Annotated in this window: 20 protein-coding genes and 1 pseudogene; 9 read left to right on the forward strand and 12 right to left on the reverse strand. The window is 71.7% G+C overall.

Annotated features, from left to right (window positions below):
• Positions 1–84 precede the first annotated feature (84 nt).
• Positions 85–1,002, reverse strand: a complete 918-nt coding sequence (locus AMK33_RS08475; RefSeq protein WP_073932159.1) for a helix-turn-helix transcriptional regulator — start codon at positions 1,000–1,002, stop codon at positions 85–87.
• Positions 1,003–1,177: 175 nt separating this feature from the next.
• On the opposite strand from AMK33_RS08475, the gene AMK33_RS08480 reads away from it, so the two are divergent.
• Positions 1,178–2,221, forward strand: a complete 1,044-nt coding sequence (locus AMK33_RS08480) for an NAD(P)-dependent alcohol dehydrogenase (RefSeq protein ID WP_073932160.1) — start codon at positions 1,178–1,180, stop codon at positions 2,219–2,221.
• Between the two features lie 74 nt (positions 2,222–2,295).
• Here the strand turns inward: AMK33_RS08480 and AMK33_RS08485 are convergent, their stop codons facing one another.
• On the reverse strand, positions 2,296–3,414 hold the full coding sequence (locus AMK33_RS08485) for a hypothetical protein (protein ID WP_073932161.1): 1,119 nt from the start codon (positions 3,412–3,414) through the stop codon (positions 2,296–2,298).
• A gap of 140 nt (positions 3,415–3,554) precedes the next feature.
• Here AMK33_RS08485 and AMK33_RS08490 point away from each other — a divergent pair, with 140 nt between their 5' ends.
• Positions 3,555–4,712: a cystathionine gamma-synthase gene (locus tag AMK33_RS08490; protein ID WP_073932162.1), complete on the forward strand. Its 1,158-nt coding sequence runs from the start codon at positions 3,555–3,557 to the stop codon at positions 4,710–4,712.
• A gap of 7 nt (positions 4,713–4,719) precedes the next feature.
• Here the strand turns inward: AMK33_RS08490 and AMK33_RS43725 are convergent, their stop codons facing one another.
• From AMK33_RS43725 to AMK33_RS08505, 3 genes are all read right to left on the reverse strand, one after another.
• Positions 4,720–4,968, reverse strand: a complete 249-nt coding sequence (locus AMK33_RS43725) for a hypothetical protein (protein WP_073932163.1) — start codon at positions 4,966–4,968, stop codon at positions 4,720–4,722.
• Complete coding sequence (locus AMK33_RS08500) at positions 4,965–5,468, reverse strand: sigma factor-like helix-turn-helix DNA-binding protein (RefSeq protein ID WP_073932164.1); 504 nt, start codon at positions 5,466–5,468, stop codon at positions 4,965–4,967. Before AMK33_RS08500 ends, AMK33_RS43725 begins: the two co-directional genes overlap by 4 nt.
• A 250-nt stretch (positions 5,469–5,718) precedes the next feature.
• Positions 5,719–6,213 (reverse strand): MarR family winged helix-turn-helix transcriptional regulator, encoded by a 495-nt coding sequence (locus AMK33_RS08505; protein WP_235618020.1) that lies wholly within the window; start codon positions 6,211–6,213, stop codon positions 5,719–5,721.
• 168 nt (positions 6,214–6,381) lie between these two features.
• On the opposite strand from AMK33_RS08505, the gene ilvA reads away from it, so the two are divergent.
• The 3 genes from ilvA (at position 6,382) to AMK33_RS08520 (ending at position 9,634) form a co-directional block, all read left to right on the forward strand.
• The gene (gene ilvA / locus AMK33_RS08510) at positions 6,382–7,611 is read left to right on the forward strand and encodes a threonine ammonia-lyase (RefSeq protein ID WP_073932165.1); all 1,230 of its coding nucleotides are present in this window, start codon (positions 6,382–6,384) and stop codon (positions 7,609–7,611) included.
• Positions 7,612–7,796: 185 nt separating this feature from the next.
• Complete coding sequence (locus AMK33_RS08515; protein WP_073932166.1) at positions 7,797–8,789, forward strand: ATP-binding cassette domain-containing protein; 993 nt, start codon at positions 7,797–7,799, stop codon at positions 8,787–8,789.
• Positions 8,786–9,634: an ABC transporter permease gene (locus AMK33_RS08520; RefSeq protein WP_073932167.1), complete on the forward strand. Its 849-nt coding sequence runs from the start codon at positions 8,786–8,788 to the stop codon at positions 9,632–9,634. Before AMK33_RS08515 ends, AMK33_RS08520 begins: the two co-directional genes overlap by 4 nt.
• A gap of 57 nt (positions 9,635–9,691) precedes the next feature.
• Here the strand turns inward: AMK33_RS08520 and greA are convergent, their stop codons facing one another.
• Positions 9,692–10,189, reverse strand: a complete 498-nt coding sequence (gene greA / locus AMK33_RS08525; RefSeq protein ID WP_073932168.1) for a transcription elongation factor GreA — start codon at positions 10,187–10,189, stop codon at positions 9,692–9,694.
• Positions 10,190–10,357: 168 nt separating this feature from the next.
• On the reverse strand, positions 10,358–10,756 hold the full coding sequence (locus tag AMK33_RS08530; RefSeq protein WP_073932169.1) for a DUF4307 domain-containing protein: 399 nt from the start codon (positions 10,754–10,756) through the stop codon (positions 10,358–10,360).
• A 148-nt stretch (positions 10,757–10,904) separates the two neighbouring features.
• Between AMK33_RS08530 and mca the strand changes: the two genes are divergently transcribed.
• Together mca and AMK33_RS08540 are read left to right on the forward strand one after the other, a co-directional pair.
• Positions 10,905–11,786 carry a mycothiol conjugate amidase Mca gene (gene mca, locus AMK33_RS08535; RefSeq protein ID WP_030859827.1) on the forward strand — a complete coding sequence of 294 codons (882 nt, stop codon included), beginning with the start codon at positions 10,905–10,907 and terminating at the stop codon, positions 11,784–11,786.
• Positions 11,779–12,030: a hypothetical protein gene (locus tag AMK33_RS08540; RefSeq protein WP_073932170.1), complete on the forward strand. Its 252-nt coding sequence runs from the start codon at positions 11,779–11,781 to the stop codon at positions 12,028–12,030. The genes mca and AMK33_RS08540 overlap by 8 nt, the downstream gene beginning before the upstream one ends.
• A gap of 43 nt (positions 12,031–12,073) precedes the next feature.
• On the opposite strand, the gene AMK33_RS08545 is transcribed toward AMK33_RS08540, so the two are convergent.
• The 5 genes and pseudogenes from AMK33_RS08545 to AMK33_RS08565 form a co-directional block, all read right to left on the reverse strand.
• Complete coding sequence (locus AMK33_RS08545; protein WP_235618021.1) at positions 12,074–13,072, reverse strand: hypothetical protein; 999 nt, start codon at positions 13,070–13,072, stop codon at positions 12,074–12,076.
• The gene (locus tag AMK33_RS08550) at positions 13,069–14,370 is read right to left on the reverse strand and encodes a CHAT domain-containing protein (RefSeq protein WP_073932171.1); all 1,302 of its coding nucleotides are present in this window, start codon (positions 14,368–14,370) and stop codon (positions 13,069–13,071) included. Before AMK33_RS08550 ends, AMK33_RS08545 begins: the two co-directional genes overlap by 4 nt.
• A gap of 5 nt (positions 14,371–14,375) precedes the next feature.
• Positions 14,376–16,898, reverse strand: coding sequence for a hypothetical protein (locus AMK33_RS08555; protein WP_073932172.1), 2,523 nt, complete (start codon positions 16,896–16,898; stop codon positions 14,376–14,378).
• A 40-nt stretch (positions 16,899–16,938) separates the two neighbouring features.
• Positions 16,939–20,139: a tetratricopeptide repeat protein gene (locus tag AMK33_RS08560; protein ID WP_073932173.1), complete on the reverse strand. Its 3,201-nt coding sequence runs from the start codon at positions 20,137–20,139 to the stop codon at positions 16,939–16,941.
• Positions 20,140–20,234: 95 nt separating this feature from the next.
• Positions 20,235–20,558 (reverse strand): annotated as a pseudogene (locus AMK33_RS08565) (pentapeptide repeat-containing protein); the annotation flags it as partial.
• A gap of 419 nt (positions 20,559–20,977) precedes the next feature.
• Here AMK33_RS08565 and AMK33_RS08570 point away from each other — a divergent pair.
• Together AMK33_RS08570 and AMK33_RS08575 are read left to right on the forward strand one after the other, a co-directional pair.
• Positions 20,978–24,988 carry an SGNH/GDSL hydrolase family protein gene (locus tag AMK33_RS08570; protein ID WP_073932174.1) on the forward strand — a complete coding sequence of 1,337 codons (4,011 nt, stop codon included), beginning with the start codon at positions 20,978–20,980 and terminating at the stop codon, positions 24,986–24,988.
• 40 nt (positions 24,989–25,028) lie between these two features.
• The gene (locus AMK33_RS08575; protein ID WP_143203812.1) at positions 25,029–25,415 is read left to right on the forward strand and encodes a hypothetical protein; all 387 of its coding nucleotides are present in this window, start codon (positions 25,029–25,031) and stop codon (positions 25,413–25,415) included.
• Positions 25,416–25,496 lie beyond the last annotated feature (81 nt).

The raw sequence follows: 25,496 nt of genomic DNA on the forward strand, positions 1-25,496 counted from the left end.
GCCGTTTCGTGGCTGACGCGGGAGAACCCGGGCGTCGCGGGCTGAGAGCCGCCGTCCGTCTCGGGGAGTCGTGGCGGTCCGGGCTCAGGGAGCCGTGGCGTCCGCCCCGGCCCGCCTGGCGTCCGTGCCCCAGCTGCACAGCAGCTTCAGGGCCTCCGCCGACGGTGAACCCGGCTCCGCGAAGTACGTGACCAGCGACTGCCCGGTGTCGTCACCGGCCGGACGGAACGACTCCCACAGCAGCGTCAGCTCACCGACCAGCGGATGCCGGACGTGCTTGACGCCGTGGCTCTTCTCCTTGACGTCGTGCGCCGCCCACAGCCTGCGGAACTCCTCGCTCTTCACCGACAACTCGCCCACCAGCGAGGAAAGCTGCGGGTCGTCCGGGTGACAGCCCGCGTTCATGCGCAGATAGCCGACCATGTCGTGCGCCTTCTGCTCCCACTCCACGAACAGCTCACGGTAGTCCGGGTTCAGGAACACCAGCCGCGCCCAGTTCCGCTCCTGCGCCGGAAGCCGCCCCCAGTCCCCGAAGACCGCCGCCGCCATCCGGTTCCAGGCGAGGATCTCCGAGCGCCGGCCCACGACGTACGCCGGGACCGCGTCCATCGACTCCAGCAGGTGCCGCAGCGCGGGGCGGGCCTGCTGGGTGCGGGCCGCCGGCTTCCGCTTCTGCCGCTTCGGCTTCGCCAGATGTGTGAGGTGGGACCGCTCGGCGTCGGTGAGGCGCAGGGCGCGCGCGATCGAGTCCAGCACCTCCGCCGACACGTTCTGCCCGTTGCCCTGCTCCAGGCGCGTGTAGTACGCCACGGACACCCCGGCGAGCTGGGCCAGCTCCTCGCGGCGCAGGCCCGGCACCCGGCGGTGCCGTCCGAAGTCCGGCAGGCCCACGTCCTCCGGCTTCAGCCGGGCCCGCCGGGTGCGCAGGAACTCGCTGAGTTCCGCTCGCGGGTCGAGGCCGCCGTTCGCGGGGCCGGCCGGGTGGGTGCGCTGCTCGTCCATGACTCCAGTATTCCCGGTCGTACGCACAGCATCCTGTCCCCGTCAGTGGTACGCACAGCCAACGTAGGCAGAACCGTGGTCTGGGTAAGTACGTGACGTCGTCGCAGGCTGGAGGCCGTGCCCGGCCGGACGGAAAGACAGCCGGGCGTACGACCTCACGAGGAGAACCCCCGGCATGACCACTGTTGCCGCATACGCCGTACCCGCCGCCAAGGCCCCGCTGGAGCGGACGACCGTCGAGCGGCGCGCGGTCGGCGAGCACGACGTCCTGATCGACATCAAGTTCGCGGGCATCTGCCACTCCGACATCCACCAGGCCCGTGAGGGCTGGGGCGAGGCGATCTTCCCGATGGTCCCCGGCCACGAGATCGCAGGCGTGGTGTCCGAGGTCGGCCCCGGCGTCACCCGCTACCGGGTGGGTGACCGCGTGGGCGTCGGCTGCATGGTCGACTCCTGCCACGAGTGCGAGAACTGCAGGGCCGGCCGGGAGCAGTACTGCACCGGCAGCGGCATGGTCGGCACGTACAACGCCCTCGACAAGAACGGCGAGCCCACCTACGGCGGCTACTCGGAGAAGATCGTCGTCGACGAGAACTACGTCGTCCGCATCCCCGACGGGCTGGCCCTCGATGTCGCCGCGCCCCTGCTGTGCGCCGGCATCACCCTGTACTCCCCGCTGAAGCGCTGGGGCGCCGGCCCCGGCAAGAAGGTCGCGGTCCTCGGCATGGGCGGCCTCGGCCACATGGGCGTCAAGATCGCGCACGCGCTGGGCGCCGAGGTGACGGTGCTGTCGCAGTCCCTGCGCAAGAAGGACGACGGCCTCAAGCTGGGCGCCGACCACTACCACGCCACCAGCGACCCGAAGACCTTCGAGGAGCTGCGGGGCACCTTCGACCTGATCGTGTCGACGGTGTCGGCCCCGCTGGACTTCAACGCCTACCTGTCCCTGCTGAAGACGGAGGGCACGCTGGCGAACGTGGGCGCTCCCGAGGAGCCGGTCGCCCTCAACCTCTTCTCACTGCTCGGAGGCGGCAAGACCCTCGCCGGTTCGATGATCGGCGGCATCGCCGAGACCCAGGAGATGCTGGACTTCTGCGCCGCGCACGGCATCGGCGCGGAGATCGAGCTGATCGGCGCGGCCGAGATCAACGAGGCGTACGAGCGCGTCCTGAACAGCGACGTCCGCTACCGCTTCGTGATCGACACGGCGACGATCTGACGCCTGGCGCCGTGTCTCCGGGCCGTCGGGCCCGGAGACACGCGGGGGCCGCTGCCTCTGGCGGGACGGCACGGTCAGTGCGGGAGTGTCGCCGGGCTGCCGCCGTTCGCCTCGTAGCCGGCCACCGCCAGGGCGCGGTAGACGGTGAACTCGGCGGCCGGGTCGGGGGAGAGGGTCCAGGGGAGGGCGCCCACGTGGCCGTCGATGTGTATGAGCTGGCTCATGGCCTCCGCCCAGCGCTCGCCGCGGACCAGGAAGAAGACCAGCAGGTGCCGTACGTGCGCCGACATCGGGTCGTCGGGCCGGGCCGAGTGCACCGCGTGCAGCGCGCCGTGCATCGCCTTGGTGACGGTCTCACTCCGGTAGAAACCGGCGACCAGGTTCACCTCGGGCAGGTGCTCGAACACCGCGAAGAGCGGCATGGCGGCGAGGAGGGAGCCCTGGGGCGCCCGCGCCGCCGCGGCCTCCGCGAACGCGTACGCCTGCTGCCGCGAGCCGTGCCACTTCTCGCACCAGTAGTGCAGCGCGGCCAGGTGCGCCCCCATGTGGGCCGGGGCGCGGTCCAGGATCTTCAGCCAGACCTGCTCGAACTCCTGCTGCGAATAACCGAGTCCACGCGCCACCGACAGCTCCACGATGTACGGGACCGGGTCACCGGGAGCCAGCAGCGCGGCCTCGCCGCACGCCGCCTTCGCCTCCTCCATGATGATCCGGAACTCGTCCGTCCCGGGCGCCGCCGTACGCCACGCCTGCTGCACCAGGAACTCGGCGTGCACCGCGGCGCCGCCCGCGTCCTTGGGCATCTCGGTCCGCCACACCCGCAGCCACTGCCCGCCCGGCGCCTCGCTCACCCCGCCGGGCCGCTGCTTCAGCTCCAGCGAGGCCGCGCCCGCGAACGCCTGGACGCGCTGCCAGCGAGACTCGCCCTCCGCGTCCGTGCCGGCCAGCAGCTGCTGCGCCGCGCGGTAGTCCTGGGTGCGCTGCACCAGGTCCAGGACGTCCAGCAGGTCCTGGTCGGGGCCGGGCATGCGGATGTCCAGCTCCTCCTCGCGGGCGAAGCCGTAGTTCGCCGGGTCCGCCGCGTCCGGGTGGCCGGCGGGGACCTGCGTGATCGTCCCGCGCCCGCGCCTCACGAACGGCAGCACCACGAAGCCGAGCATGACGAGCGCGATCAGGACCCAGAGAATCTCCATGTCACAAGCGAACCAGACCGCGCCGACAATTGGCCAACCCGGTACCGGGCCCTGTGGAAAACCCCCGGCATCCGCCCCGCCGCCCGCCCCGCCCGCTCCGCGTCCGTCATCCGCACCGTACGCGCACTACCCTCGGGCCCATGAGCGACAGGCACATCAGTCAGCACTTCGAGACACTCGCGATCCACGCGGGCAACACCGCCGACCCCCTGACGGGCGCGGTCGTCCCGCCGATCTACCAGGTGTCCACCTACAAGCAGGACGGTGTCGGCGGCCTGCGCGGCGGCTACGAGTACAGCCGCAGCGCCAATCCGACCAGGACCGCGCTGGAGGAGAACCTCGCCGCCCTGGAGGGCGGCCGTCGCGGCCTCGCGTTCGCGTCCGGACTGGCGGCCGAGGACTGCCTGTTGCGTACGCTGCTCAGCCCCGGCGACCACGTGGTGATCCCGAACGACGCGTACGGCGGCACGTTCCGCCTCTTCGCCAAGGTCGTCGCACGCTGGGGCGTGGAGTGGTCGGTGGCCGACACGAGCGACCCGGCCGCCGTGCGGGCCGCCCTCACCCCGAAGACCAAGGCCGTCTGGGTGGAGACCCCCTCCAACCCGCTGCTCGGCGTCACCGACATCGCCGCCGTGGCCCAGGTCGCCCGGGACGCGGGCGCCCGGCTCGTCGTCGACAACACCTTCGCCACGCCGTACCTCCAGCAGCCGCTCGCGCTCGGCGCGGACGTCGTCGTGCACTCCCTGACCAAGTACATGGGCGGTCACTCCGACGTCGTCGGCGGCGCCCTGATCACCGGCGACGCGGAGCTGGGCGAGGAGCTCGCCTACCACCAGAACGCGATGGGCGCGGTCGCCGGCCCCTTCGACTCCTGGCTGGTGCTGCGCGGCACCAAGACCCTCTCGGTCCGTATGGACCGGCACAGCGAGAACGCGACGAAGGTCGCCGACATGCTCACCCGCCACGCGCGCGTGACGAGCGTCCTGTACCCGGGGCTGCCCGACCACCCCGGTCACGAGGTCGCCGCCAAGCAGATGCGGGCCTTCGGCGGCATGGTCTCCTTCCGTGTGGAGGGCGGCGAGGAGGCGGCCGTCGAGGTCTGCAACCGGGCCCAGGTGTTCACGCTCGGCGAGTCCCTGGGCGGCGTCGAGTCGCTGATCGAGCACCCCGGACGGATGACGCACGCGTCCGCGGCCGGTTCCGCGCTCGAGGTCCCCGCCGACCTGGTGCGCCTCTCCGTGGGCATCGAGAACGTCGACGACCTGCTCGAAGACCTCCAGCAGGCGCTCGGCCGGTAGACCCCGGTCACCAGCCCGTGAGCGGTGGAGTCGTCTCCGACGGCGGCTCCACCCACGGGCGGACCGTCAGCGCCCACACCACGAACGCCACGGTCACCGCCAACAACAGCAGCCACATCGCGCGGCGGGCGAGCGTCCTGCGGCGCAGGACGCGGGCCCCGCGGCGGACCGCGTCCGCGTGGAGCCCGTGCGGCACACGCGGCGGCGACTGCTCCAGCATCCGCCGCACGGTCGCCTCACGCCTCATCCGGGTCACGACGGCACCGTCTTGACGCCGCCCACCGCGGGGGCCGGTCTCGGGGGCGGGCGCAGCACGGTGGCCATCGCGCGGTGGAAGACGGTCCGCACGCGCTCCGCGGACAGGCCGAGCAGAGCCGCCGTCTGCTCCTCGGCGACCCCTTCCTGCAGCCGCAGGACCAGGATCAGGCGTTCCTGCGGGGAGAGCCGGGCCAGCGGGCCCTCCGGGCGGGCGCGGGGGCGGAGCAGTCCGCCGAGCCGGTGCCAGGCGCCGTTCGCGAAGCGGGTCGCCAGGTACTGGCGGGTGTGGACGTAGGGGTCCGCGCCGTGCAGCCGGTCCCAGCTCGCGTACGTGTGGGCCAGCGCCAGGGTCAGCAGGCGCCGGGCGTGCGGGTTGGCGTCCGGCGGTTCGGCGGTGAGCAGGGTCGCGGTGTGCAGCAGGCGGGGGCCTGCGCCCGCGACGTATGCCTCGAACTCGCGGGCGCGGTGGATGTCCTGGGACGTGTGCCGTTGTCGCAACCGCGCCTCCCCACCGCTCCTGAGAGCCCTTGGCTCTCATATCAGGCCAGGGGGCGTCCCTCGGTCAAGAGACGTGCACGCGCGGCGCTCCGGGTTTTTCGCCCCCGCCGCCCCTTCCCGTCCCGACCTGGGGCTCCGCCCCGGACCCCGCTCCTCAAACGCCGGAGGGGCTGAATTAGCCCGTCCGGCGTTTGAGGACGAGGCCCGTTCAGGGCCGAAGGGGGGGTTCGGGGGCGCAGCCCCCGGAGAGTCAGGAGTCCACCCGCTCAGGGGTGGACATCCGAGCCGACAACGCTCCGTTGAAGCGCGTCAGGAGCGCGCAGAACGCCTCGCGCTCCTCCGGGTCCCAGTCCTGCGTCAGCTCGGCCATCAACTGGCGCCGCGAGGAGCGCACTTCCTCCAGGCGCGACTGTCCGCGCGGGGAGAGCTGGAGCACGACCGCGCGGCCGTCCTCGGGGTGCGAGGTCCGTTTGACCAGGCCGGTGTCCACGAGCGGGGCGACCTGCCGGGTGACCGTCGAGGAGTCGATGCCCATGCTCGCGGCGAGCGCCTTGACGCCCATGGGACCTTCCTTGTCGAGGCGGTTGAGCAGCAGGTACGCGGCACGGTCCATCGAGTTGCGCACCTGGCCGACCCCGCCCAGACGCGTCTGTTCGGCACGGCGGGCGAACAACGCCACCTCATGCTGCAGCGTGTCGAGAAGACCGGTGTCGCCGACGGCCGTCAGGTCCGTCCTCATGTCCATCGACATATCAGGTGTTGTGGGCATGGCCGGGGGCTCACTTCGTGGAGGGCTGCTAATTGGGGGACAGGGTACGCGGCCGGACGTCGGCCCGTACCGGCGCTGCGCAAAGCCGGGTCCGCGGATTGGTCACTCCGGTCGCCGCCACCGGCGAACTGCGATGCTGGAGTCATGAGCTACAGCACGGCCGAATCCCTGCGGACCGTCACTCTCGACGATGTGCGCGGCGCCCAGAAGATGCTCTCGGGCGTGGCACGGACGACCGCGCTGGAGGGCAGCAGGCACCTGTCGCGACGGGTGGGCGCGCCGGTGCACCTGAAGTGCGAGAACCTGCAGCGGACGGGGTCGTTCAAGCTGCGCGGCGCGTACGTCCGGATCGCCGGGCTGCTGCCCGAGGAGCGGGCCGCCGGTGTCGTCGCGGCGAGCGCCGGCAACCACGCGCAGGGTGTCGCGCTGGCGTCGTCGCTGCTCGGGGTGCGGTCCACGGTCTTCATGCCGAAGGGCGCCCCGCTGCCGAAGATCAGCGCGACCCGGGAGTACGGCGCCGAGGTGCGCCTGCAGGGCCAGGTGGTCGACGAGACGCTGGCCGCGGCGATGGAGTACGCGCACGAGACGGGCGCCGTGTTCATCCACCCCTTCGACCACCCGGACGTCATCGCGGGCCAGGGCACGGTGGGCCTGGAGATCCTGGAGCAGTGCCCCGAGGTGCGCACGATCGTCGTCGGGGTCGGCGGGGGCGGGCTGGCCGCCGGGATCGCGGTCGCGGTGAAGGAGCTGCGGCCCGATGTGCGGATCGTCGGCGTGCAGGCGGCGGGCGCGGCGGCGTATCCGCCCTCGCTGGCGGCCGGGCGTCCGGTGTCGGTGCGCGACCCGGTGACGATGGCCGACGGGATCAAGGTGGGGCGGCCGGGTGACGTGCCGTTCGGGATCGTCGGCGAGCTGGTGGACGAGGTGCGCACGGTCACCGAGGACGAGCTGTCGGCCGCGCTGCTGCTCTGTCTGGAGCGGGCCAAGCTGGTCGTCGAGCCGGCCGGGGCGAGCCCGGTCGCGGCGCTGCTGAGCCGGCCCGGCGCCTTCGAGGGGCCGGTCGTCGCGGTGCTGTCCGGCGGCAACGTGGACCCGGTGCTGATGGAGCGGGTGCTGCGGCACGGCATGGCCGCGCAGGGCCGCTACCTGGCCGTACGGCTGCGGCTGACGGACCGGCCGGGCGCCCTCGCCTCGCTTCTGGGGGCGTTGTCAGTGGCGGACGCTAACGTCCTCGATGTGAGCCACGTACGGACCGATCCACGGCTCGGGCTCACGGAGGCGGAGGTCGAGCTGCACCTGGAGACCAAGGGCCCGGAGCACTGCGCGGAGGTCAACAGGGCTCTGCGCGAGGCGGGTTACACGGTCATGGACTGACGCCCGACCGGGTGTCACTCCTTCGGGCAATTCCATTGTGAGACGCGATACATCGCGTTATGGTGTGTGTCTCGCCGCCGGGTGGCCACCGTCCGTCCCGCCACCCGTGCCCGACGAAAAACCTCAGCACACCAAAGCGCGCAAACCTAGGCTTTCCGAAGAATCACGACGACGTGGAGACTCATATGCCAGGCGCCATCTATGCCGAAGGTCTGGTGAAGACCTTCGGGAACGTAAGGGCACTGGACGGCGTCGACCTGGAGGTCCCCGAGGGCACCGTCCTGGGCCTGCTCGGGCCGAACGGCGCGGGGAAGACCACCACCGTCCGCTGCCTGACCACCCTGCTGCGGCCCGACAGCGGCAAGGCGGTCGTCGCCGGCCTCGACGTGCTGAAACAGCCCGACGCCGTACGCCGCTCCATCGGCCTGTCCGGCCAGTTCGCCGCCGTCGACGAGTATCTGACCGGCCGCGAGAACCTGCAGATGGTCGGACAGCTCTACCAGATGAAGGCGAAGGCGGCGAAGGCCCGCGCGGACGAGCTGCTGGAGCAGTTCAACCTCGCGGACGCCGCCGACCGCACCGCCAAGACCTACTCCGGAGGCATGCGCCGCCGCCTCGACCTCGCCGCCGCCCTGGTCGTCTCGCCGCCCGTGATGTTCATGGACGAGCCGACCACCGGCCTCGACCCGCGCAACCGCCAGCAACTGTGGGAGGTGATCAAACAGCTCGTCTCCGGAGGTACGACACTGCTGCTCACCACCCAGTACCTGGAGGAGGCCGACCACCTCGCGCACGACATCGCGGTCGTCGACCACGGCAAGGTCATCGCCCAGGGCACCTCCGACCAGCTCAAGGCCCGCACCGGCGGCGAACGCGTCGAGGTAGTGGTGCACGAACGCGAGCACATCCAGTCGGCGTCCGCCCTCCTCGACAAGTACAGCCTGCGCGGCGCCGGCCAGGGCGACACCACGGTCGAGGACCACATGCGCAAGATCACCACACCGGTCTCCGGCGGCGCGAAGCTCCTCGCCGAGATCATCCGCGACCTCGACACCAACGGCATCGAGATCGACGACATCGGCCTGCGCCGCCCCACCCTCGACGACGTCTTCCTCTCCCTCACCGGCCATGTCGCGGAGGCCAAGGACGACGAGGACACCAAGGAGACCGCGAAATGAGCGCCGTCACCGACACCGTCCGGGTCACGGCCCCCGGGAACCCCGTCGGCCGGTCGATCAGGGACTCCCTGGTCGTCGCCCGCAGAAATCTGATCCGCATGGCCCGGATTCCCGAGATGCTCATTTTCGGGCTGTTCCAGCCGATCATGTTCGTGGTGCTGTTCACCTACGTGTTCGGCGGCTCGATCCAGGTCGGCTCGTCCAGCTCCACCCAGGCCTACCGCGAGTTCCTGATGGCCGGCATCTTCGCCCAGACCGTCACGTTCGCCACGGCGGGCGCGGGGGCGGGCATCGCCGACGACATGCACAAGGGCCTCATCGATCGCTTCCGCTCCCTGCCGATGTCACGTGGCGCGGTACTGACCGGCCGCACCATGGCCGACCTGGTACAGACGGCGCTCACCCTCGTCGTGCTGGCGGTCGTCGCCGTACTCGTCGGCTGGCGCACGCACGAGAACTTCGGCAAGGTGCTCGTCGGATTCGGCCTGCTCCTGCTGCTCGGATACGCGTTCTCATGGATCGGCGCGCTCATCGGCCTGTCCGTGCGCACTCCCGAAGCGGCGACCTCGGGCGGCCTGATCTGGCTGTTCCCGCTGACGTTCATCTCGAACGCGTTCGTGGACGCGAACCAGATGCCGTCCTTCCTTCGGCACATCGCGGAGTGGAACCCCTTCAGCGCCACCGTTCAGGCATGCCGTGAGATGTTCGGCAACCTTCCCCCGGGCTTCCAGACACCCGACGCGTGGCCCATGCAGCACCCCGTCTGGGCCTCGTTGATCTGGTCGGTCCTGATCATCGCGTTCTTCCGGACGCTCGCCGTGCGCAAGTACCGCTCGGCGGCATGACGAAGCCCCCGGCACCGCAGGGGTGCCGGGGGCCCGTCGGGGACTCGCGGGGGCGGGTCAGCCGTTGTACGGCTTCGCCTCCAGGATCTTCACCGAGGCCTTCTTGCCGTTCGGCAGCTCGTACTCCGCGTCCTCGCCGACCTTGTGGCCGATGACGCCCGAGCCGAGCGGGGACTGCGGCGAGTAGGTCTCGATGTCGGCGCTCGCGTACTCGCGGGAGGCGAGCAGGAAGGACAGCGTGTCGTCCTCGTCACCGTCGAAGGCGATCGTCACGACCATGCCGGGCGCCACGGCGCCGTCGGCCGCCGGGGCCTCGCCAACCTTGGCGCTCTCGAGGAGCTGGGTGAGCTGGCGCACACGGAGCTCCTGCTTGCCCTGCTCCTCCTTGGCCGCGTGGTACCCGCCGTTCTCCCGCAGGTCGCCCTCCTCGCGCGCGGCGGCGATCTTCGCGGAGATCTCCGTGCGCGCGGGACCAGTAAGGTACGCAAGCTCTTCCTTGAGCTTGTTGTACGCCTCCTGGGTCAGCCAGGTGACGTTCTCGCTGGTCTGGGTCACAGGTGCTCCTCGTAGGTACTGGGAATACAAAGCATCGCCCTACCCAGAAGGATGTTCCTCCAGGGATGGGCGAAACCACGAGCCTAACAATTGAGTGCCCGCAGGGGGAGGACATAAGCCACCGGACTCATGTCAGCGCAGGTCAGCGGCCAGGTATTCCCCGCGGTGTCAGCCCGTGTGACAGCCGACGAGCTCGGCCGAGGTGCCCCGGGAGGTGGTGCGGAGCGTGACGACCTCGTCGACGCGCGTGGCGTCCTTGTCGAAGCGGAAGTCGGCGCGGCCCACCTCGGCGCCGTCCTCGGACTGGGAGCGGACCGTGCAGTAGCCGGCGACGCCCGCGTCCTTGTGCACCTCCAGGTGCACCTTCACGGAGTCCTCGGCGGTCTCGAAACCGATCACCTCGGCGCTGATCTCGTTCTGGGCGACGTAGTGGTAGCCGAACCAGCCGATCAGCCCGAGCATCAGCACCGACAGCACGGCGCCGACGACCTTGAGGGTGCGGTCGGCACGCTGGTCCGAGGAGCGGCCGTAGCGGCCCTCGGGCAGCCGCGTGCTCGACGTACTCATGATCGTCTCCTCGGCAGGAGGGGACCGGTGTCCCCAGGCGGGTCCCGGAGCGCGGACTCCGGAATTTTTCGTCCCCCGATTCGGTCACTATAGAAGCCTGCGACTGCGCCGCCGCACTGAGGGCGCCTACCGACTTGAGGATTGAGTCTTGACTGACCAGCTGCGACTGATGGCCGTGCACGCCCACCCCGACGACGAGTCGAGCAAGGGCGCGGCCACCATGGCGAAGTACGTGTCCGAGGGGGTGGACGTGCTGGTGGTGACCTGCACGGGCGGGGAGCGCGGCTCCATCCTCAACCCGAAGCTGCAGGGCGACGCGTACATCGAGGAGCACATCCACGAGGTGCGCAAGAAGGAGATGGACGAGGCCCGGGAGATCCTGGGGGTGAAGCAGGAGTGGCTCGGGTTCGTCGACTCCGGGCTGCCCGAGGGCGACCCGCTGCCGCCGCTGCCGGAGGGCTGCTTCGCCCTGGAGGACGTCGACAAGGCGGCCGGTGAGCTGGTGCGGAAGATCCGTTCCTTCCGCCCCCAGGTGATCACCACCTATGACGAGAACGGCGGCTACCCGCACCCCGACCACATCATGACCCACAAGATCACGATGGTGGCGTTCGAGGGCGCGGCGGACACCGCGAAGTACCCGGAGGGCGAGTACGGACCGGCGTACCAGCCGCTGAAGGTGTACTACAACCAGGGGTTCAACCGCCCCCGCACCGAGGCGCTGCACCAGGCGATGCTGGACCGCGGCCTGGAGTCGCCGTACGGGGACTGGCTGAAGCGCTGGAGCGAGTTCGAGCGCAAGGAGCGCACGCTCACCACGCACGTGCCGTGCGCCGACTTCTTCGAGATCCGTGACAAGGCGCTGATCGCGCACGCGACGCAGATCGACCCCGACGGGGGCTGGTTCCGGGTGCCGATGGACCTCCAGCGGGAGGTCTGGCCGACGGAGGAGTACGAGCTGGCGAAGTCCCTCGTCGATACCTCCCTCCCCGAGGACGACCTCTTCGCGGGCATCCGGGACAATGCCTGACATGAGCGCAAGCGCAAGCCTGGCAATGACCCACCTGGTGCCTCTGGCCAAGGAACTCGACGAGGACAAGGTGACCCCTGGTGTTCTCGGGTTCATCGTGTTCGCGGTGATGGCTCTGGCGGTGTGGGCCCTGATGAAGTCGATGAACCGGCATATGGGGCGGGTGGACTTCCAGGAGGCACCCGAGGACGCCGCGGCACCCACCGGGGGCACCGGTCCCGCGGGTGCCGAGAAGCGCGCCTGAGGACTCCCGCCCTCCGGTGGCCGCGCCCGGGCGGCACGTGCCCTCAGCGGGCGTGGTCGGCCAGGGACAGCAACAGGTGCGCCGACTCGGGCCGCAGATGGTCCGAGTGGGCGCCCGCGGGTCCCCGGCCCCGGACGAAGACCCCGCCGGCGTCCACGCTGACGAAACGGTGGTCCAGGGCCTCGACCGGGTACGGCTGCCCGGGCGGGAGCATGTCGATCGCGGAGACCGGAGCCGGCGCCGTGCCGATGCCCGCGTATCCGATGCCCGCCCGTTTCTCCGCGCGCAGGTGCCAGAAGCCGGTGGCACGGTCGTACTGCGAGTAGGTCGCGACCAGCGGCCCGCGCAGGGGTGCCCCGGCCAGCGCGGTGAACCGGGTGGCGAAGGCGTCGCGCGGCGCCGCCATCTGGAACAGCAGCATGCTGTCGACGGTGAACGGCCGTCCCGGAACCGACGGCATGCTCCAGCCGAGCGTTCCCCCGGGCCGGTCGCCCGCCGCCCACTGCACCGCCTCGCACAGGAAGCGGCAGCCGAACGAGTGCCCCACCAGGTGCAGGTACTGCCCGTTCCGCGTCCGCAGGACCGGTGTCCGGTCGCCGCGCTGCGCGTCCAGGTAGCCGAGCAGCCGGCCGATGACCCGCGCGGCGTGACCGCGCGTCGACATGGAGTGCGCACGCTCCCGGATCGTCCGGTAACCGGCCAGGGAGGGCAGCGACCGGGACGGCCAGGCCACCAGTACCGGCCACGGGGCGAAGACCCGGGGACCGGACGCCAGCCGGGGGTAGAGCTCCGGGCGGGTGTCGAGTTGCCGCGCGGCCAGACCGAGCAGGGACCCGAAGGCGGCGACCGCCGAGTCCGGCGAGGTCTGCCACCCGTGGACGTACACGACGATGTCGGTGGCCCAGGGCGGCGGAGTGAGAAGGTCCGCGAAGTGCTCGTCGAGCCGGGCCGCGGGCACCGGGCGCGGGCCGTTCGCGGTGCGTCGGGCCGGCCAGCCGCGCTCGTCCAGGTGCACGGTGCGTACGGATGCCGGGCCGGTCACCAGGCACGCTCCAGCCGGTGGTCCATGCCGCAGTGCAGCGCGTAGGCGAAGCCCAGCGGATTGCGGAAGACGTCCGCGAAGTGCCGGCCCAGCCCGTGCATGATCTCCCCTGTCGTCTCGGTGCCCGGAAGGTAGCGGGTGACGAAGGCGTGGGCGTACTCGGCGGCGAACACCTGCGGCATCTCGATCTGCGGTCCGAGGACGCCGCCGGCACCGGCCCGGATCAGCGCCCCGCCGATGTGCGTCACGTCGGCGGAGCCGGTCAGTCCCGCGTAACAGGCGTTGAAGACCACCAGGGGGCGGTACGGGAAGAGGTCGCCCGGGCCGCGTCGCGCGAGCACCGTGTGCGCGTCGATGTCCTGGTGATCGCTCAGCTGCACCACGAACCGCGACGCACCGGGCTCCTCGGTGGGCCGGAAGTGACCGTGGCACCAGAAGTACATCAGCTGCTCCTCGAGGGGCCCGGACCGCAGGGCGTGGAGCAGTTCCGGGCGCCGGGTGCGCTCGATGCGCCGGGTGCCGACGGCGAGGGCGGCGGCGACCTCGGCCGCGCGGGTCCGGCCCTCGGCGTCCAGGCAGGTGTCGTGGTTGAGGCTCACCACCGGGACCGGGGGAGGTTCGGGAGACTCCTCCTCGTCGGGGAAGTCCGTGTGCAGTCCGCCGGTCTGCTCGATCTGGTGCCGGTAGCCGAGGAAACGCCGCAGCAGCTCGTCGGGAGGCCCCAGGCACGGGTCGCCCGCCGATCCGTACTCGGCGGGAAGGCACAGCATCGGCCAGGGCAGGAAGAGCGGGGAATCGACCCGGACGCGCAGCGGGTGGTCACCGCCGAGCGCGGCCAGGAGCACCTTCCGCAGCCGCTCGGCGCCTCTCCCTCCGGCCCCGAGCAGCTCCTCCCACAGCAGATACGCGCCCTGCTCGACGAGTTCGTCGAGGATGACGCACAGCTCCGTCTCGGGTTCGGTGGTGAAGTCCAGGAGCGTCGAATAGGGCAGCGGGGTGCGGTCCGGCACGGGGACGCCGTGCTCGTCGACGGGTTCGTACGACACCAGCTCCCGCTTCCACACGGCCCGCAGGCGGGCCGCCGAGGCGCGCAGCGCGGCGGGGGCCACCTCCAGCCTCGCCGTGTACTCGCCGATGGCCGCGGGGACGGCCGTGCCGTACACCCGGGCCCTGACGTGATCGTCCGCGTAGGCGTCCAGGGCCAGTACCAGATCGGGGTGGCGGACGGTGGCCGCCGGACGCCGGGTGAAGCCGCGTCCCGGGTCCTGGACGATGCGTACGGGAAGGTCCCGTGCCATCGAGGTCACCTCCCGCGCAGCGGCTCGACGAGCGGCGCGGTCGCCGAGGGGCGGCCGTCGCCGAGGGAGTCCGCGATGTCGATCTCGGTCTCCACCTCCTGGAGGACGGTGCCGGTCTCCTGGTACGTGACCGTGAAACGGATGCGGTGGTGGCCGGGGCGCAGGGGAGTGAAACGGAACTCGGCGCCCGCGTCCGGATCGCCCGGGGGAGACGGCCGGATGGTGACGGAGTGCTCCGGCTGGACGTCGGCGGCGGTGACCGGGACGGCGTGTGCCGAAAGCCAGGGCAGTGCGTCGACCGGCGCGGACGACCAGGGGTGGTGCACCCCGGGTACGAGATGCAGGGCGATGCGGGACACGCGGTCGGCGGCCGGGGAGTCGTCGAGCAGGGTGAGACGGATGCGGGACTCCAGGGTCGGGAAGCGGAACAGGTCCTCGTGACGCGGCTCCGGGACGGTGAGGCGCGCGGCGCGGGGAATGCCGAGCGGGCCGCGTCCCTGCGGCCACTCGATGAGGGCGAGAACGGCGGGCGGATACCGCCGGGAGAGTTCCCGCAGCGCCGCGGACGGCGGGGCCGCGCCGTCCAGGGCCGCCCGGCAGACGTCGACCCAGGCTTTGCCGGCCTCGTCGCCGATGGAGTCGAACAGGTCCCGGGCCCGGTCGAGCAGTTCGGCGCGCCGTGTGCCGTGCGGCCGGTTGGCCAGCCTGAACAGCGCCCAGGCCTCCCCGTGCGGGCAGCCGATCCGGGCGAAGACGTCCGCCGCGCGGAGCCGGGCGTTCAGGGCCACGATGTCCGCTGCCCTCCCGTCACGCGGGTCGATGACGAACTCGCGGTCCAGCCATGCCAGGCCCAGCATGTCCCCGGCGAAGGCGAACCCTTGGCGCAGGTGGGCCACCGTGGACCGCCGGTGGGACATCCTGAGTGCGCCCAGCATGGCCAGGTACAGATCGCGCCACGCCGCGGCGCGAGGGTCCCGGGTGATGTGCCGGGCGGCGCGGGCGGACGAGATCGTCTCCTCGGCGACCAGGACGTCGGTCTCCGACAGCACCAGGGCGATGTGCAGCAGCTCGACGTCCGCCCAGTCCCTTCCGAACGCGTCGTCGATGTCGAGGAACATCGTCTGTGCCGCGGTGACCCGCTTCTCCGCCTGGTCGGGGTCCCCGCGCAGCAGGCACCACCGGCCGTACTCCAGCATTGCCCAGGCCTCGCCCCGCAGATCCCCTGCCACCTGGTGCGCCTCGACGGCACGCCGCAGCAGCGGGCCCACCCCCCGCAGGTCTCCCCGGTCGCAGGAGACCCCGGCCTTGGTGTGCAGCACCCAGCCGTTGGTGCCGCGCTCCAACGGCAGGCGCGCGAGCAGCAGTTCGGCGTCCGCCAGCATCCCGCGCTCCCGGGACGCCTGCGCGCGCTGCAGCACCACCGCCGGATCGTCACCGCCGGCCGCCAGGACCTCGCCCACCGGCATGTTCTCCCCGCACCGCCGCAGGGCCAGCCCCAGGAACGCCGCGTACGCCGGGTGTCCGCCAGCCGTGCCCGCCGCGGCCTCCCGCAGCGCGAGCAGGTGCGGCACCCTTCCCCGATGGGCGAGTTCCCCCGCGAGGTACGCCGCGAAGTCCTCTGCGCCCGGACTCCCGGCACACAAGGAGCGAACAGCGAGCAGCAAGTAGGTGGTGGGGTGCTCACCGACCAGCGCGGGGGAGTACCGGGCCGCGCGCGTGAGCCTGTCCACCACCTCGGTCGCGCCATGGCGCGTCTCTTCACCGGGCAGGCCGTCCACGATGTCCGTGACGACGTCCCGGTGCAGTCGCACCGCCGCCCCGGTGTACTGCAGCAGCCCCAGGTCCTGCAGCAGCGCCGCCGCGCCGAACGCCACCGCGTCGTCGTCCGGCGTACCGGTGCCGGACGTCAGGTACCGGATCAGCCCGTCCGGCAGCCACAGGTCGTCCGAGGCGGTCAGCGCGGCCAGCGCGTCGCACAGACGCGCCGCCTCAGGGCTCATGCGCTCACGGGCCCCGGCCACCGGCCCGGCCGCCGCCGTCGGTTCGCTCACATCGGCCCGTATGACCCGGGACGGCAGGGTCTCGCCCGGTCCCACGAGGGCGAGGACCCGGCAGCCGGTGGTTCCGACGGCCCGCTGGAGAGCGTGCAGGAGGGGGGACCGGGCACCGTCCACCACGACGAGCACGGGCCCGGCCCGCTCCGCCTGCTCGGCCAGTTCCCGTGCGCAGGCATCGACCACCGGGCCGAGCAGCCGCCCGGGCGGGGCGGTCACGGCGTCCGCCAGCCGGCCCGGCGCCGCACTCAGGAGGTCCAGGAGCCGCAGCAGTGTCACCACGGGGGGCTCGAGGGCACTCACGTGGTCAAGCCAGCGCACCGTGGCGGACCGGTCGGCCGACAACCACCTGTCGGTCAACCGATCCGCCACCGCGTCCCTGCCGCGTCCCGGAGCCACGCCGGCCACCACCACCGGCTGGGACTCCAGCGCGGCCCACAGCTCCTCGTCCCCCGCCAACGGCACGTCACTCATCCAGCGTCCCCCTCCGTACGGCCCGGGACATACCCCGTTCCTACGCCTTCGAGCCCACCGCCACCCCCATGACCTCCCGTGCGTGGCGACTGGGGACCATGCCCAGGTGCCAGGCCTGCCAGCCCGCCTCCAGGCTGACGCCCCGTTCCAGGAGGAGCTGGTACGCCTCCACGCAGTCGGACAGTTTTCCGTCGCGGGAGTCGTGGCCGGACCGGCCCAGCCGGGACAGCTCCTCCTGGGCCACCGCCGTACCGACCTCCGTACCGCCCGGTGCCGCGTACGGCAGCAGCGTGCAGCGCAGGAAGCGTGCCCAGTCCTCGCCGCGCCGGTCGCCGTAGGACACGAACAGGGACACCGCCTCGTCGCACAGCGCCAGCGCCTGCTGCGTGCGCGCGTTGCCCGCGTCGACGACCGCCAGCTCCAGGCAGGTCCACGCCTCCCCGTGCGCGACCCCGATGCGCTGGAAGTCGGCGCGGGCGTCCACCAGGAGCTGCCGGGCGAACCCGGAGTTCCGCAGCGACCCCGTCCGGGCGGCCCGCTGGTCCCGGGTCACCCGCGCCGAGTGGTGCCGGGCGCAGGCCAGGCCGTACACGTCCCGCATCCGGGAGAACATCGTGCGGGCGCGTTCCAGCTCACGCACCGCCCGGTCCAGGTCACCGGTCTCCTCCAGCGCCTGGCCCAGGTAGTACAGCGTCCACGCCTCGCCCCGCGCGTCCTCGTTGTCCCGGTGCCGGGCGGCGGCCCGGCGCAGGTCCTCCACCGCCGGTGAGGCGTCCCCGTCGACCAGCCGGGCCCGCGCCAGTTCGGTCAGCGCCCACGCCTCACCGCGGGCGTCGCGGGTGCGGCCGTACAGCTCCAGGGCCGTGCGCAGCTCGGCCTCCGCGCGCGGCACGTCACCCATCCGCAGGTTCAGCTGGCCGAGCTGGAAGTGCGCCCACGCCTGCCCGTGCACGGACTCGCCCGCGCGGTGCAGCACCAGCGACTCGGTGAGCAGGTCCAGCGCCTCGGACAGCCGGGCCCGGTCCCGCTCCACCGCGGCGAGCGCGTGCATCGTCCAGGCGCGGTCGGTGGCCAGCCCGGGCGCGGCCTGCAGATTCAGCGCCTCCCGCAGCTTCGCCGACGCCTCCGTCAGATTGCCCTGGTGGTGCAGCGTGATGCCCAGCGAGGTCAGCGCCCGCGCCGCGCCCGCGTCGTGCTGCGCCTCCCGGTACAGGTCCACCACCGACGTCAGCGTGGTCCGCGCCTTGTCCAGCTCGCCGAGCTGCCGTGCCGCGATACCGGTGCGCCACTGCACGGAGCGCACCAGCAGCCCTTCGTCCACGGCCTGCGCCAGCTCGTTGATCTCACCGAGGCGGTACAGGTCGCCGCGCAGCAGGCAGTAGTCGCACAGCGCGCCGAGCAGGTTCAGCACCGCCCTCCGGTCCACGCCCTCCGCGTGCCGCAGCGCCGCCGTGATGAAGCTCGACTCGTCGTCGAGCCAGCGCAGCGCCTCGTCCAGCGAGGTGAAGCCGTACGGGCTGAAGCGGTCCGAGCGGGTCGACATGTTGCCGTCGACCAGCCGCAGCACCGAGTCGGCCAGCTCGGCGTAGTTCACGATCAGCCGTTCCTGCGCGGCCGTGCGCTCGGCGGGTTCCTCCTCGTCGAGGAGCCGGGCCAGGGCGAAGGCGCGGACGAGGTCGTGCAGCCGGTAGCGGCTGTGCCGTACGCGGTCGATCAGACCGGCGCGGTGCAGCGCGACCAGGTGCCGGGTGGCCTCGGCCTCGTCGGTGGCGAGGAGGGCCGCCGCCGCGGCGGCACCCAGGGAGGCCCGGCCGGCCAGGGCGAGCCGCCGCAGCAGCCGCCGCAGGATCTCCGGCTGGTCGGTGTAGCGCAGCCACAGCGCCCGCTCGACCGGCTCGACGGGCCCGTAGGCGCCCAGGTCGGTGGCGAGCGCGAGGGGCGAGCGGGGGCCGAGGGCCGCCCCGGCGATGCGCAGCGCCAGCGGCAGGCCCCCGCACAGCTCCCGCACCCGCTCGGCGGAGTCGGCGTCGTAGGGCCCCGAGGAGTCCTGCGCGGCGACCGCGAGCAGCTCCTCCGCACCGGCCGCGTCCAGCGGCTCCACCGGCAGCTGGTGGACCCGGGCCGGCAGATCGTCCGGCAGCCCGAGCGGCGCGCGGGAGGTGACGAGGACGAGGCTGTCGGACCGTTCCGGTATCAGCGTGCGCACCTGCTGCGGATCGGAGGCGTCGTCCAGCACCACCGTCACCGGCATCCCGGTCAGGTGCTGGTGGTACAGCTCGCTCAGCCGCTTGACCTGCTGGTCGGGGGAGGACCGCTCACGGAACAGCAACTGCTCGCGGGGCGCCCCGAGCCGGTTCAGCAGGTGCAGCAGCGCGTCCCGGGTGGACAGCGGGGGCTCGCCGGGGCTGTCGCCGCGCAGGTCGACGACGCAGGCGCCGCGGAAGTGGTCCTTCAGGTCGTGCGCGGCGCGCACCGCGAGCGTCGTGCGGCCGCTGCCGGACGCCCCGTGCAGCACGACCACCGTCGGCTGGGTCTCCGTGGTCGCGCGGGCCGCCTGCACCCACTGCCGGATGCGCGCCATCTCCTGCCGCCGTCCCGCGAACGGGCCCAGCGGCTCCGGGAGTTGCCCGAACGACTGCTCCAGCACGCTCCGTCCGCGGGCCGCCGCGCTCTTGTCCGTGCCGCGCAGCCGGGGCCCCGCCTTCTTCGGCCCGGTGGACGCGGCCAGCACCCGCTGCTGGTCCAGGAACGGACGGATCCCCCGTACCTCCAGCGCCGTCAGCCACTGCAGCCGCAACTGCTGCGGCCCGCCCGGCTGGCTCACCGCGCCGGCCCGGTGGTGCGCGGCGGGCACATGCGTGCCGGCCACCTTCACCACCGTCGCCGCCGCGCCGACGACCCCGACGGTCACGCCCGCGCCCAGCGCCGTCCCGGTGCCCGTCCCGAGCGCCATGTCGGCGACCACGGCCGCGACCCCCGCCACCCCGGCCACCAGCAGCGGCGTCCCGGCGCCCTCGCGGGCGTAACGCTGCCGGAAGGTGAGCTGCCCGGCCTCCGCCTCGTCCAGGGCGCGCGTGTACGCCTCGTACTCCTCGGCCGCCGCCTGCGCCATCGTGTCCAGCGCCCCGCGCGCCCGCGCGAGCAGCACCTTGCCGTCGGTGCGCCCGCCCGACCTGCGCACCTCCTCCTCCACGGCCCGCGCCAACAGCCGCTCGGCGTCCGCCCGCTGACTGTCCCGCATGACATGTCCCCCTCCGGCGGCAACTCCTTCGCTCACGAGTGTCCTTCGTACGGGCCGTCAGCGCGAGGGGGCGACGATCAACGGCTGCGCCGGCGCTACCTCTTCACCCGGCTGCGGACCGCGAGGGCCGCGAGTCCGAGCAGGGCCGGTTCGACGACGCGGGAGGTCATCTCGACGTAGGTGCCCGCGGTGGTCAGTTCCTGCCCGGAGGAGCGGAAGACCACGGAGTTGATGACGACCCGCAGCGACTTCTCGAACCGCTCGGTCGACAGCCGACTGCCGTACAGGCCCCGGCGGTCGACCGGGTCGGGGGCGTCCTGGGGCGGGCCCCACGGCATCGGCACCGGCACGGTGGCGACGGCGGCCAGGAGCAGCCACCCGAGGGCCCGTACCACCCGCAGGCCGTACCCGGACACGGCGCATGTGTCACGGCAGGCGGAAATCAGCCGACCTGTACTGCCCGTTCCGCCGTGCTCACACGCTCGCCGCAAAGGCTTCACGGTCGTGCCGCCGAGGGGAACCAGGGACGGTTTTCGGCTATTGCGTGATCAAGTCTTGCCTGACATGTACGCGCGGTACCTACTATGGCCGCCGCTCGAAGGAGTGGACCAGACCACTCCTTCGCTCACGGGGCGATTCGCGGGCGGAGGGCTTCGGTGTACGAGGGCGCCGCGCTTGCCCGTTGTCACCTTGGGGCGGTTCTGCGCGGCTGACAGGCGGACACGTCCACGTGTCCGCCTTGCCGGCGGAGTCTGTTCGGTCAGATGCACCACCGGACCCTGGAGAACTCTTGAGACGAAGAAGCAGAAGCAGATGGGCTGCCGTCACAGCCGCGGCCATGGCCGCGGCGCTGCTGCCGTCGGCCTACGCCTGGGCGGGCCCCGACGGGCAGGACACGGCGGCGACAGCGAGAAGTACGGAACAGCCCCCGACTCCGGAGCCCTCCGCGAACCCCTCCGCGGATGCCGGTGACCGGTCCGGCCCCGTCGACAGCGGTCCGTCGAAGGTGGAGAAGCCGGACGGAACGCTTCCGCAGGGCTGGCGCACCTCGGACGACCGGGCCGTCACCGTGGTCGGTGACCCGCAGGGGCTGCACCTGCTGGTCGCGGAGAGTTCCGAAGCGTACCAGTGGCGTGAGGTCGCGACCCTGCGTGAGGACGGCTTCGACGCCGACGCCTGGATCGGCAACGTGTGCGTCACGGGCTCGGGGAAGCGTGCGGTCGTCGCCTACGCGCCCCGGACCTTCACCAACGAGCCGGCGCTGTTCGACCGGGGCGGCTTCGCGGCCGTGGTGGACCTGGCGGACGGCAAGGTGACCAAGTTGCGGGAGCAGGTCTCCCTGGCCTACTTCAACCCCGGCTGCGGCACGGACGAGACCGTGGTGCTCAGTCAGTTCGGCGACGAGTCGGTGGGCAGGACCCGGCTGCTGCGGCTCGACGCCTCCACCGGCAAGGTCACCCGTACTCAGATCGTGCCGGGCGAGGCGACGTCGGCCGTGCCGGTCGAGGACGGCATCGTCGCGGCCTTCGGCGACAAGCTGACCCGGGTCGCCGCCGACGGGCGCAGGAAAGTGATCGGCGAGACGTCGGGTCCCGCGTTCCGCCTGCACCCGGACGCCGACGGCGGAGTCGGCTTCCTCGACCGCGAGGGCGACCGGGTCAACGTTCGCCGTACGACGTCCGACGGCAAGGTCGGTACCCTCGCTCACGGCCGGCTCGGCCGGGTCGGTCTCGTCGGCGGCACCGGCGGCAGGCTCTTCCTCACCGGCGATGCCGAGGACGTGACCGCCCTGCCGGCGAGCATCAAGCGCCTGGACGTCGCGGCCGACGCCCAGGTCTCCTCGCACGGACGTCTGGCCGTGCGCAAGGCCGTCTCCGCCGGCCTGCGCACGCACGGGTCACCGGACCCGCTGGCCGATCGGGCGGACGAAGGCATCGCGCTGCCGTACCGGGTCGAGGCCGAGGTGCCGCAGACCGACAAGAAGGTCGAGTTCACCGTCCCCGGCAAGACGGCCTCCACCCCGGAGAAGCCCTCACCGGCCCTGCGGACCGCCTCCCCGGCGGATGCGGGCGGCTCCGGGAAGCAGGAGCAGGGCACGCGGACCCAGGCGGCCGGGCCCCGCCTGCTGGCCGCGGTCGACTCCTCCTCCACCACGTACGATCCGGAAGCCACGTGCGGCGTCCCTCGTAACCACCCCAACTACCAGGCGCTGCAACCCACCCCCAACCAGGTCGAGTGGGCGGTGGACATGGCGATCCGGGGCAACCTCACCAGCGGCTGGGTCGCCCAGGGCGGCTGGCGCTCCCAGGCCGGACTCGGCTCGTCGGTGTCGCCGTCCTCCATGTTCCCGCTGCCGGAACTCAAGGACGCGCCGGCGGGCTCCCGGATACCGGCCCAGGTGCTGCTGGGCGTTCTCGCCCAGGAGTCCAACCTCTGGCAGTCGACCCATCACGTGCTGCCGGGCCAGACCGGCAGCCCGCTGATCGGGAACTTCTACGGCACCAACATCTACCCCGGCACGCCCGGTTACGACCCCGACAAGTACTGGACCGTCAACTGGGCCGAGGCGGACTGCGGCTACGGCATGGGCCAGCAGACCGACGGCATGAGCAGCGCCTCCCGTCAGCAGCCGGGCAAGCCCGCGGCGTTCCCCGCGGACCAGCAGCGCGCGATCGCCCTCGACTACGCGGCCAACGTCGCCGTCGCGGCGCAGACCCTGTCGAAGAAGTGGAACGAGCTGCACACCGACGGCCAGCGCGTCGAGATCAACGACGACGACCCGCGCAACATCGAGAACTGGTTCGCCGCGGTGTGGAACTACAACCTGGGCTTCAACACCCCTGACTCCGAGGGCAAGTGGGGTCTCGGCTGGCTGAACAACCCCGCCAACCCGAAGTACCCGGCGGACCGCAACGCCTTCCTCGACAACAACAGCTACGCGGACGCCGCCCATCCGCAGGACTGGCCCTACCCCGAGAAGGTGATGGGCTGGGCCGCGTTCCCCATCGACACCGGACGCGCCTACAGCGACTCCGGCGAGCAGAACGACAGCAACACGCACGGCTACCAGGCGGCCTGGTGGAACAGCGCCCTCTACCGTACGACCGGCATCAAGCCGCCGCTCAACGCCTTCTGCAACGACACCAACGGCTGCGACGACACCAGCCCGCCGGACTGCACCACCCTGGACTGCTTCGAAGCGCGCTGGTACGACGGAAACGCCAAGTGGAAGACGTGCTCCGGCGACTGCGGCTTCGAGACCCTCACCTACAAGACCCTGCGCTCGGAACTCGGCCGGGGCAACAGCGGCACACCCACGTGCAGCACCGGTGGTCTGCCTTCCAACGCGCTGATCATCGACGACGTCGCCGACAGCGTGCCGACCATGCGCACGGACTGCGGCAAGTCCTGGACCAACGCGGGCAGACTGGAGTGGGAGTTCGCTCCGACCGCCCCCAACGGGACCGACAGCACAGTCACCACGTATGAGGGCAAGGAGGACTTCCACCAGGTCGGCGGCGGGTTCGGGTCCCACTTCTGGTTCGCCCACACCCGCAACGGACAGAAGAGCATCGACAAGATGCGGGTCACGGGCACCTGGAAACTGGACAGGAACATGGACCAGTGGGCCCGTGTGCTCGTGCATCTGCCCGACACCGGTGCCCACACCCAGCAGGCGCGCTACCGCATCGACCTGGGCGACGGCAGCGCGCCGCGGGAGCGTTACGTGAACACCAACGTCCGTACGAACAAGTGGGTGTCGCTGGGCGTGTACCGCTTCGACGGCGTACCCAGCGTCGTCCTGGACAACGAGACGGAGGACGGCACCGCCGACAACGACATCGCCTGGGACGCCGTCGCCTTCCAGCCGCTCGCCGCCAAGCCCCAGCACGTCGTCGCCGTGCTGGGCGACTCCTACACCTCCGGTGAGGGCGCCGGCGACTATTCCCCCGAGTCCGACAAGCACCACGGCATCGCGGACTGGAACGGCTGCCGGCGCAGCGACAACGCCTGGGCGCGCAAGATCGTCCTCCCGGGCCAGTCCGCGCCGCTCGGCGAACTGAGCGACGACTGGTCCACGAACGCGGAACTCGGATTCGTCGCGTGCTCGGGCGCGATGACCAAGAACGTGGCCTACGTGCCCTCGGGAAACAGCCCGCAGAATCACAACGAGGGCCAGTTCCGCGAGGTGCGCCAGGTGGATTCCGGGGTTCTGGACGACAGCACCACGCTGGTGATGCTCACTCTGGGAGGCAATGACGAGAACGGTTTCGCCAACGCCATGCAGGAGTGCGGCAACATCACCGACTGCAGTGACGACTCGGGCTTCCTGACCGAGAAGAAGGCCATCGTGGACCGCATGGTCGCCGACCTGGAGTACGTCATGACGGACATCGCCGGGAAGGCGCCCAACGCGACGGTGATGCTCATGGGGTACCCCGAGCTCCTCAGCCGTACCGTCAAGTGTGCGGGCTCGTGGTACTACGACATGCCCGAGGTGGCCGCTCTCGCGGAGCTCGTGAACTACGCCAACGCGGAGCAGCGGGAGATGGTGGACCGTCTCCGCACGGGCCCGCAGAAGTACAGGATCCAGTATGCCGACCCGGTCAGCGCCTTCGTCGGTCACGGAGGCTGTGACGACCCGGAGTGGATCAACAAGATCGTCATCGGCCCCAATGGCGAGGGCGACTTCCACGCCGGAGACCCCGCGTCGCAGGCATGCACCTGGGAATGGCTCGGTGGGGACTGCCTCAGCCGCGAGTCCTTCCACCCGAAGAGCGCCGGCACGACGGGCTATGCCGCGGTGATGCGTCAGCGTCTGGACGACATCGGGTACGTGGGTTCGTGAAGTGACGCCGCACCGGGAGCCGCGCACCCGCCCAGTCACCGTGACGAGGTGGCTGGGCGGGTGCGCGGGCCTGACCGCCGGTGCGGCGGTCCTGGCCTTCGTGGCTGTCGCCCTGTGGGTCGCGTATGCCGTGCCGGCGTTCTTCGACCGCGCGGAGGTGCCGACGGACGAATCGTTCGGCAAGCAGTCGGGGCTGACCCGGTCCCGCATCGCACGGGCTCTCGGCGACGGAGTGCTGACCGACCAGGAGATCTCCCATGCCGCGACGAGGAACGAGTGGCAGGCACGGCTCACGGACTCGACGCCGCGCGTCGTGGTGAAGTACCGGGCGAACGGTTCCCACCGATGCTATTCGTTCCTTTTCCCCGACGGACTCACCGAGCGGGGGGCCGTCAGAAGCACGCCACTCGACCGGTGCCCCTTTTGACGAGCGGGTGGCGGCTTCGGTGTCCGCGACGCGCGAGGCATCCGTAGGATTCTGCGGTTGCGGCACGTCGCACTGTCCGCT

This window comes from Streptomyces sp. CB02400 (assembly GCF_001905725.1).
GTDB classification, from domain to species: domain Bacteria; phylum Actinomycetota; class Actinomycetes; order Streptomycetales; family Streptomycetaceae; genus Streptomyces; species Streptomyces atrovirens.

What these genes read in the sequence shown, in the direction of transcription:
- AMK33_RS08485 (WP_073932161.1), bottom strand. Translation starts at nt 3,414, where the DNA reads ATGGAGATTCTCTGGGTCCTGATCGCGCTCGTCATGCTCGGCTTCGTG.
- AMK33_RS08570 (WP_073932174.1), top strand. Translation starts at nt 20,978, where the DNA reads ATGGCCGCGGCGCTGCTGCCGTCGGCCTACGCCTGGGCGGGCCCCGAC.
- AMK33_RS08555 (WP_073932172.1), bottom strand. Translation starts at nt 16,898, where the DNA reads ATGAGTGACGTGCCGTTGGCGGGGGACGAGGAGCTGTGGGCCGCGCTG.
- AMK33_RS08490 (WP_073932162.1), top strand. Translation starts at nt 3,555, where the DNA reads ATGAGCGACAGGCACATCAGTCAGCACTTCGAGACACTCGCGATCCAC.
- AMK33_RS08475 (WP_073932159.1), bottom strand. Translation starts at nt 1,002, where the DNA reads ATGGACGAGCAGCGCACCCACCCGGCCGGCCCCGCGAACGGCGGCCTC.
- AMK33_RS08560 (WP_073932173.1), bottom strand. Translation starts at nt 20,139, where the DNA reads ATGCGGGACAGTCAGCGGGCGGACGCCGAGCGGCTGTTGGCGCGGGCC.
- AMK33_RS08515 (WP_073932166.1), top strand. Translation starts at nt 7,797, where the DNA reads ATGCCAGGCGCCATCTATGCCGAAGGTCTGGTGAAGACCTTCGGGAAC.
- AMK33_RS08550 (WP_073932171.1), bottom strand. Translation starts at nt 14,370, where the DNA reads ATGGCACGGGACCTTCCCGTACGCATCGTCCAGGACCCGGGACGCGGC.
- AMK33_RS08520 (WP_073932167.1), top strand. Translation starts at nt 8,786, where the DNA reads ATGAGCGCCGTCACCGACACCGTCCGGGTCACGGCCCCCGGGAACCCC.
- AMK33_RS08480 (WP_073932160.1), top strand. Translation starts at nt 1,178, where the DNA reads ATGACCACTGTTGCCGCATACGCCGTACCCGCCGCCAAGGCCCCGCTG.
- AMK33_RS08540 (WP_073932170.1), top strand. Translation starts at nt 11,779, where the DNA reads ATGCCTGACATGAGCGCAAGCGCAAGCCTGGCAATGACCCACCTGGTG.
- AMK33_RS08505 (WP_235618020.1), bottom strand. Translation starts at nt 6,213, where the DNA reads ATGGACATGAGGACGGACCTGACGGCCGTCGGCGACACCGGTCTTCTC.
- ilvA (WP_073932165.1), top strand. Translation starts at nt 6,382, where the DNA reads ATGAGCTACAGCACGGCCGAATCCCTGCGGACCGTCACTCTCGACGAT.
- AMK33_RS08530 (WP_073932169.1), bottom strand. Translation starts at nt 10,756, where the DNA reads ATGAGTACGTCGAGCACGCGGCTGCCCGAGGGCCGCTACGGCCGCTCC.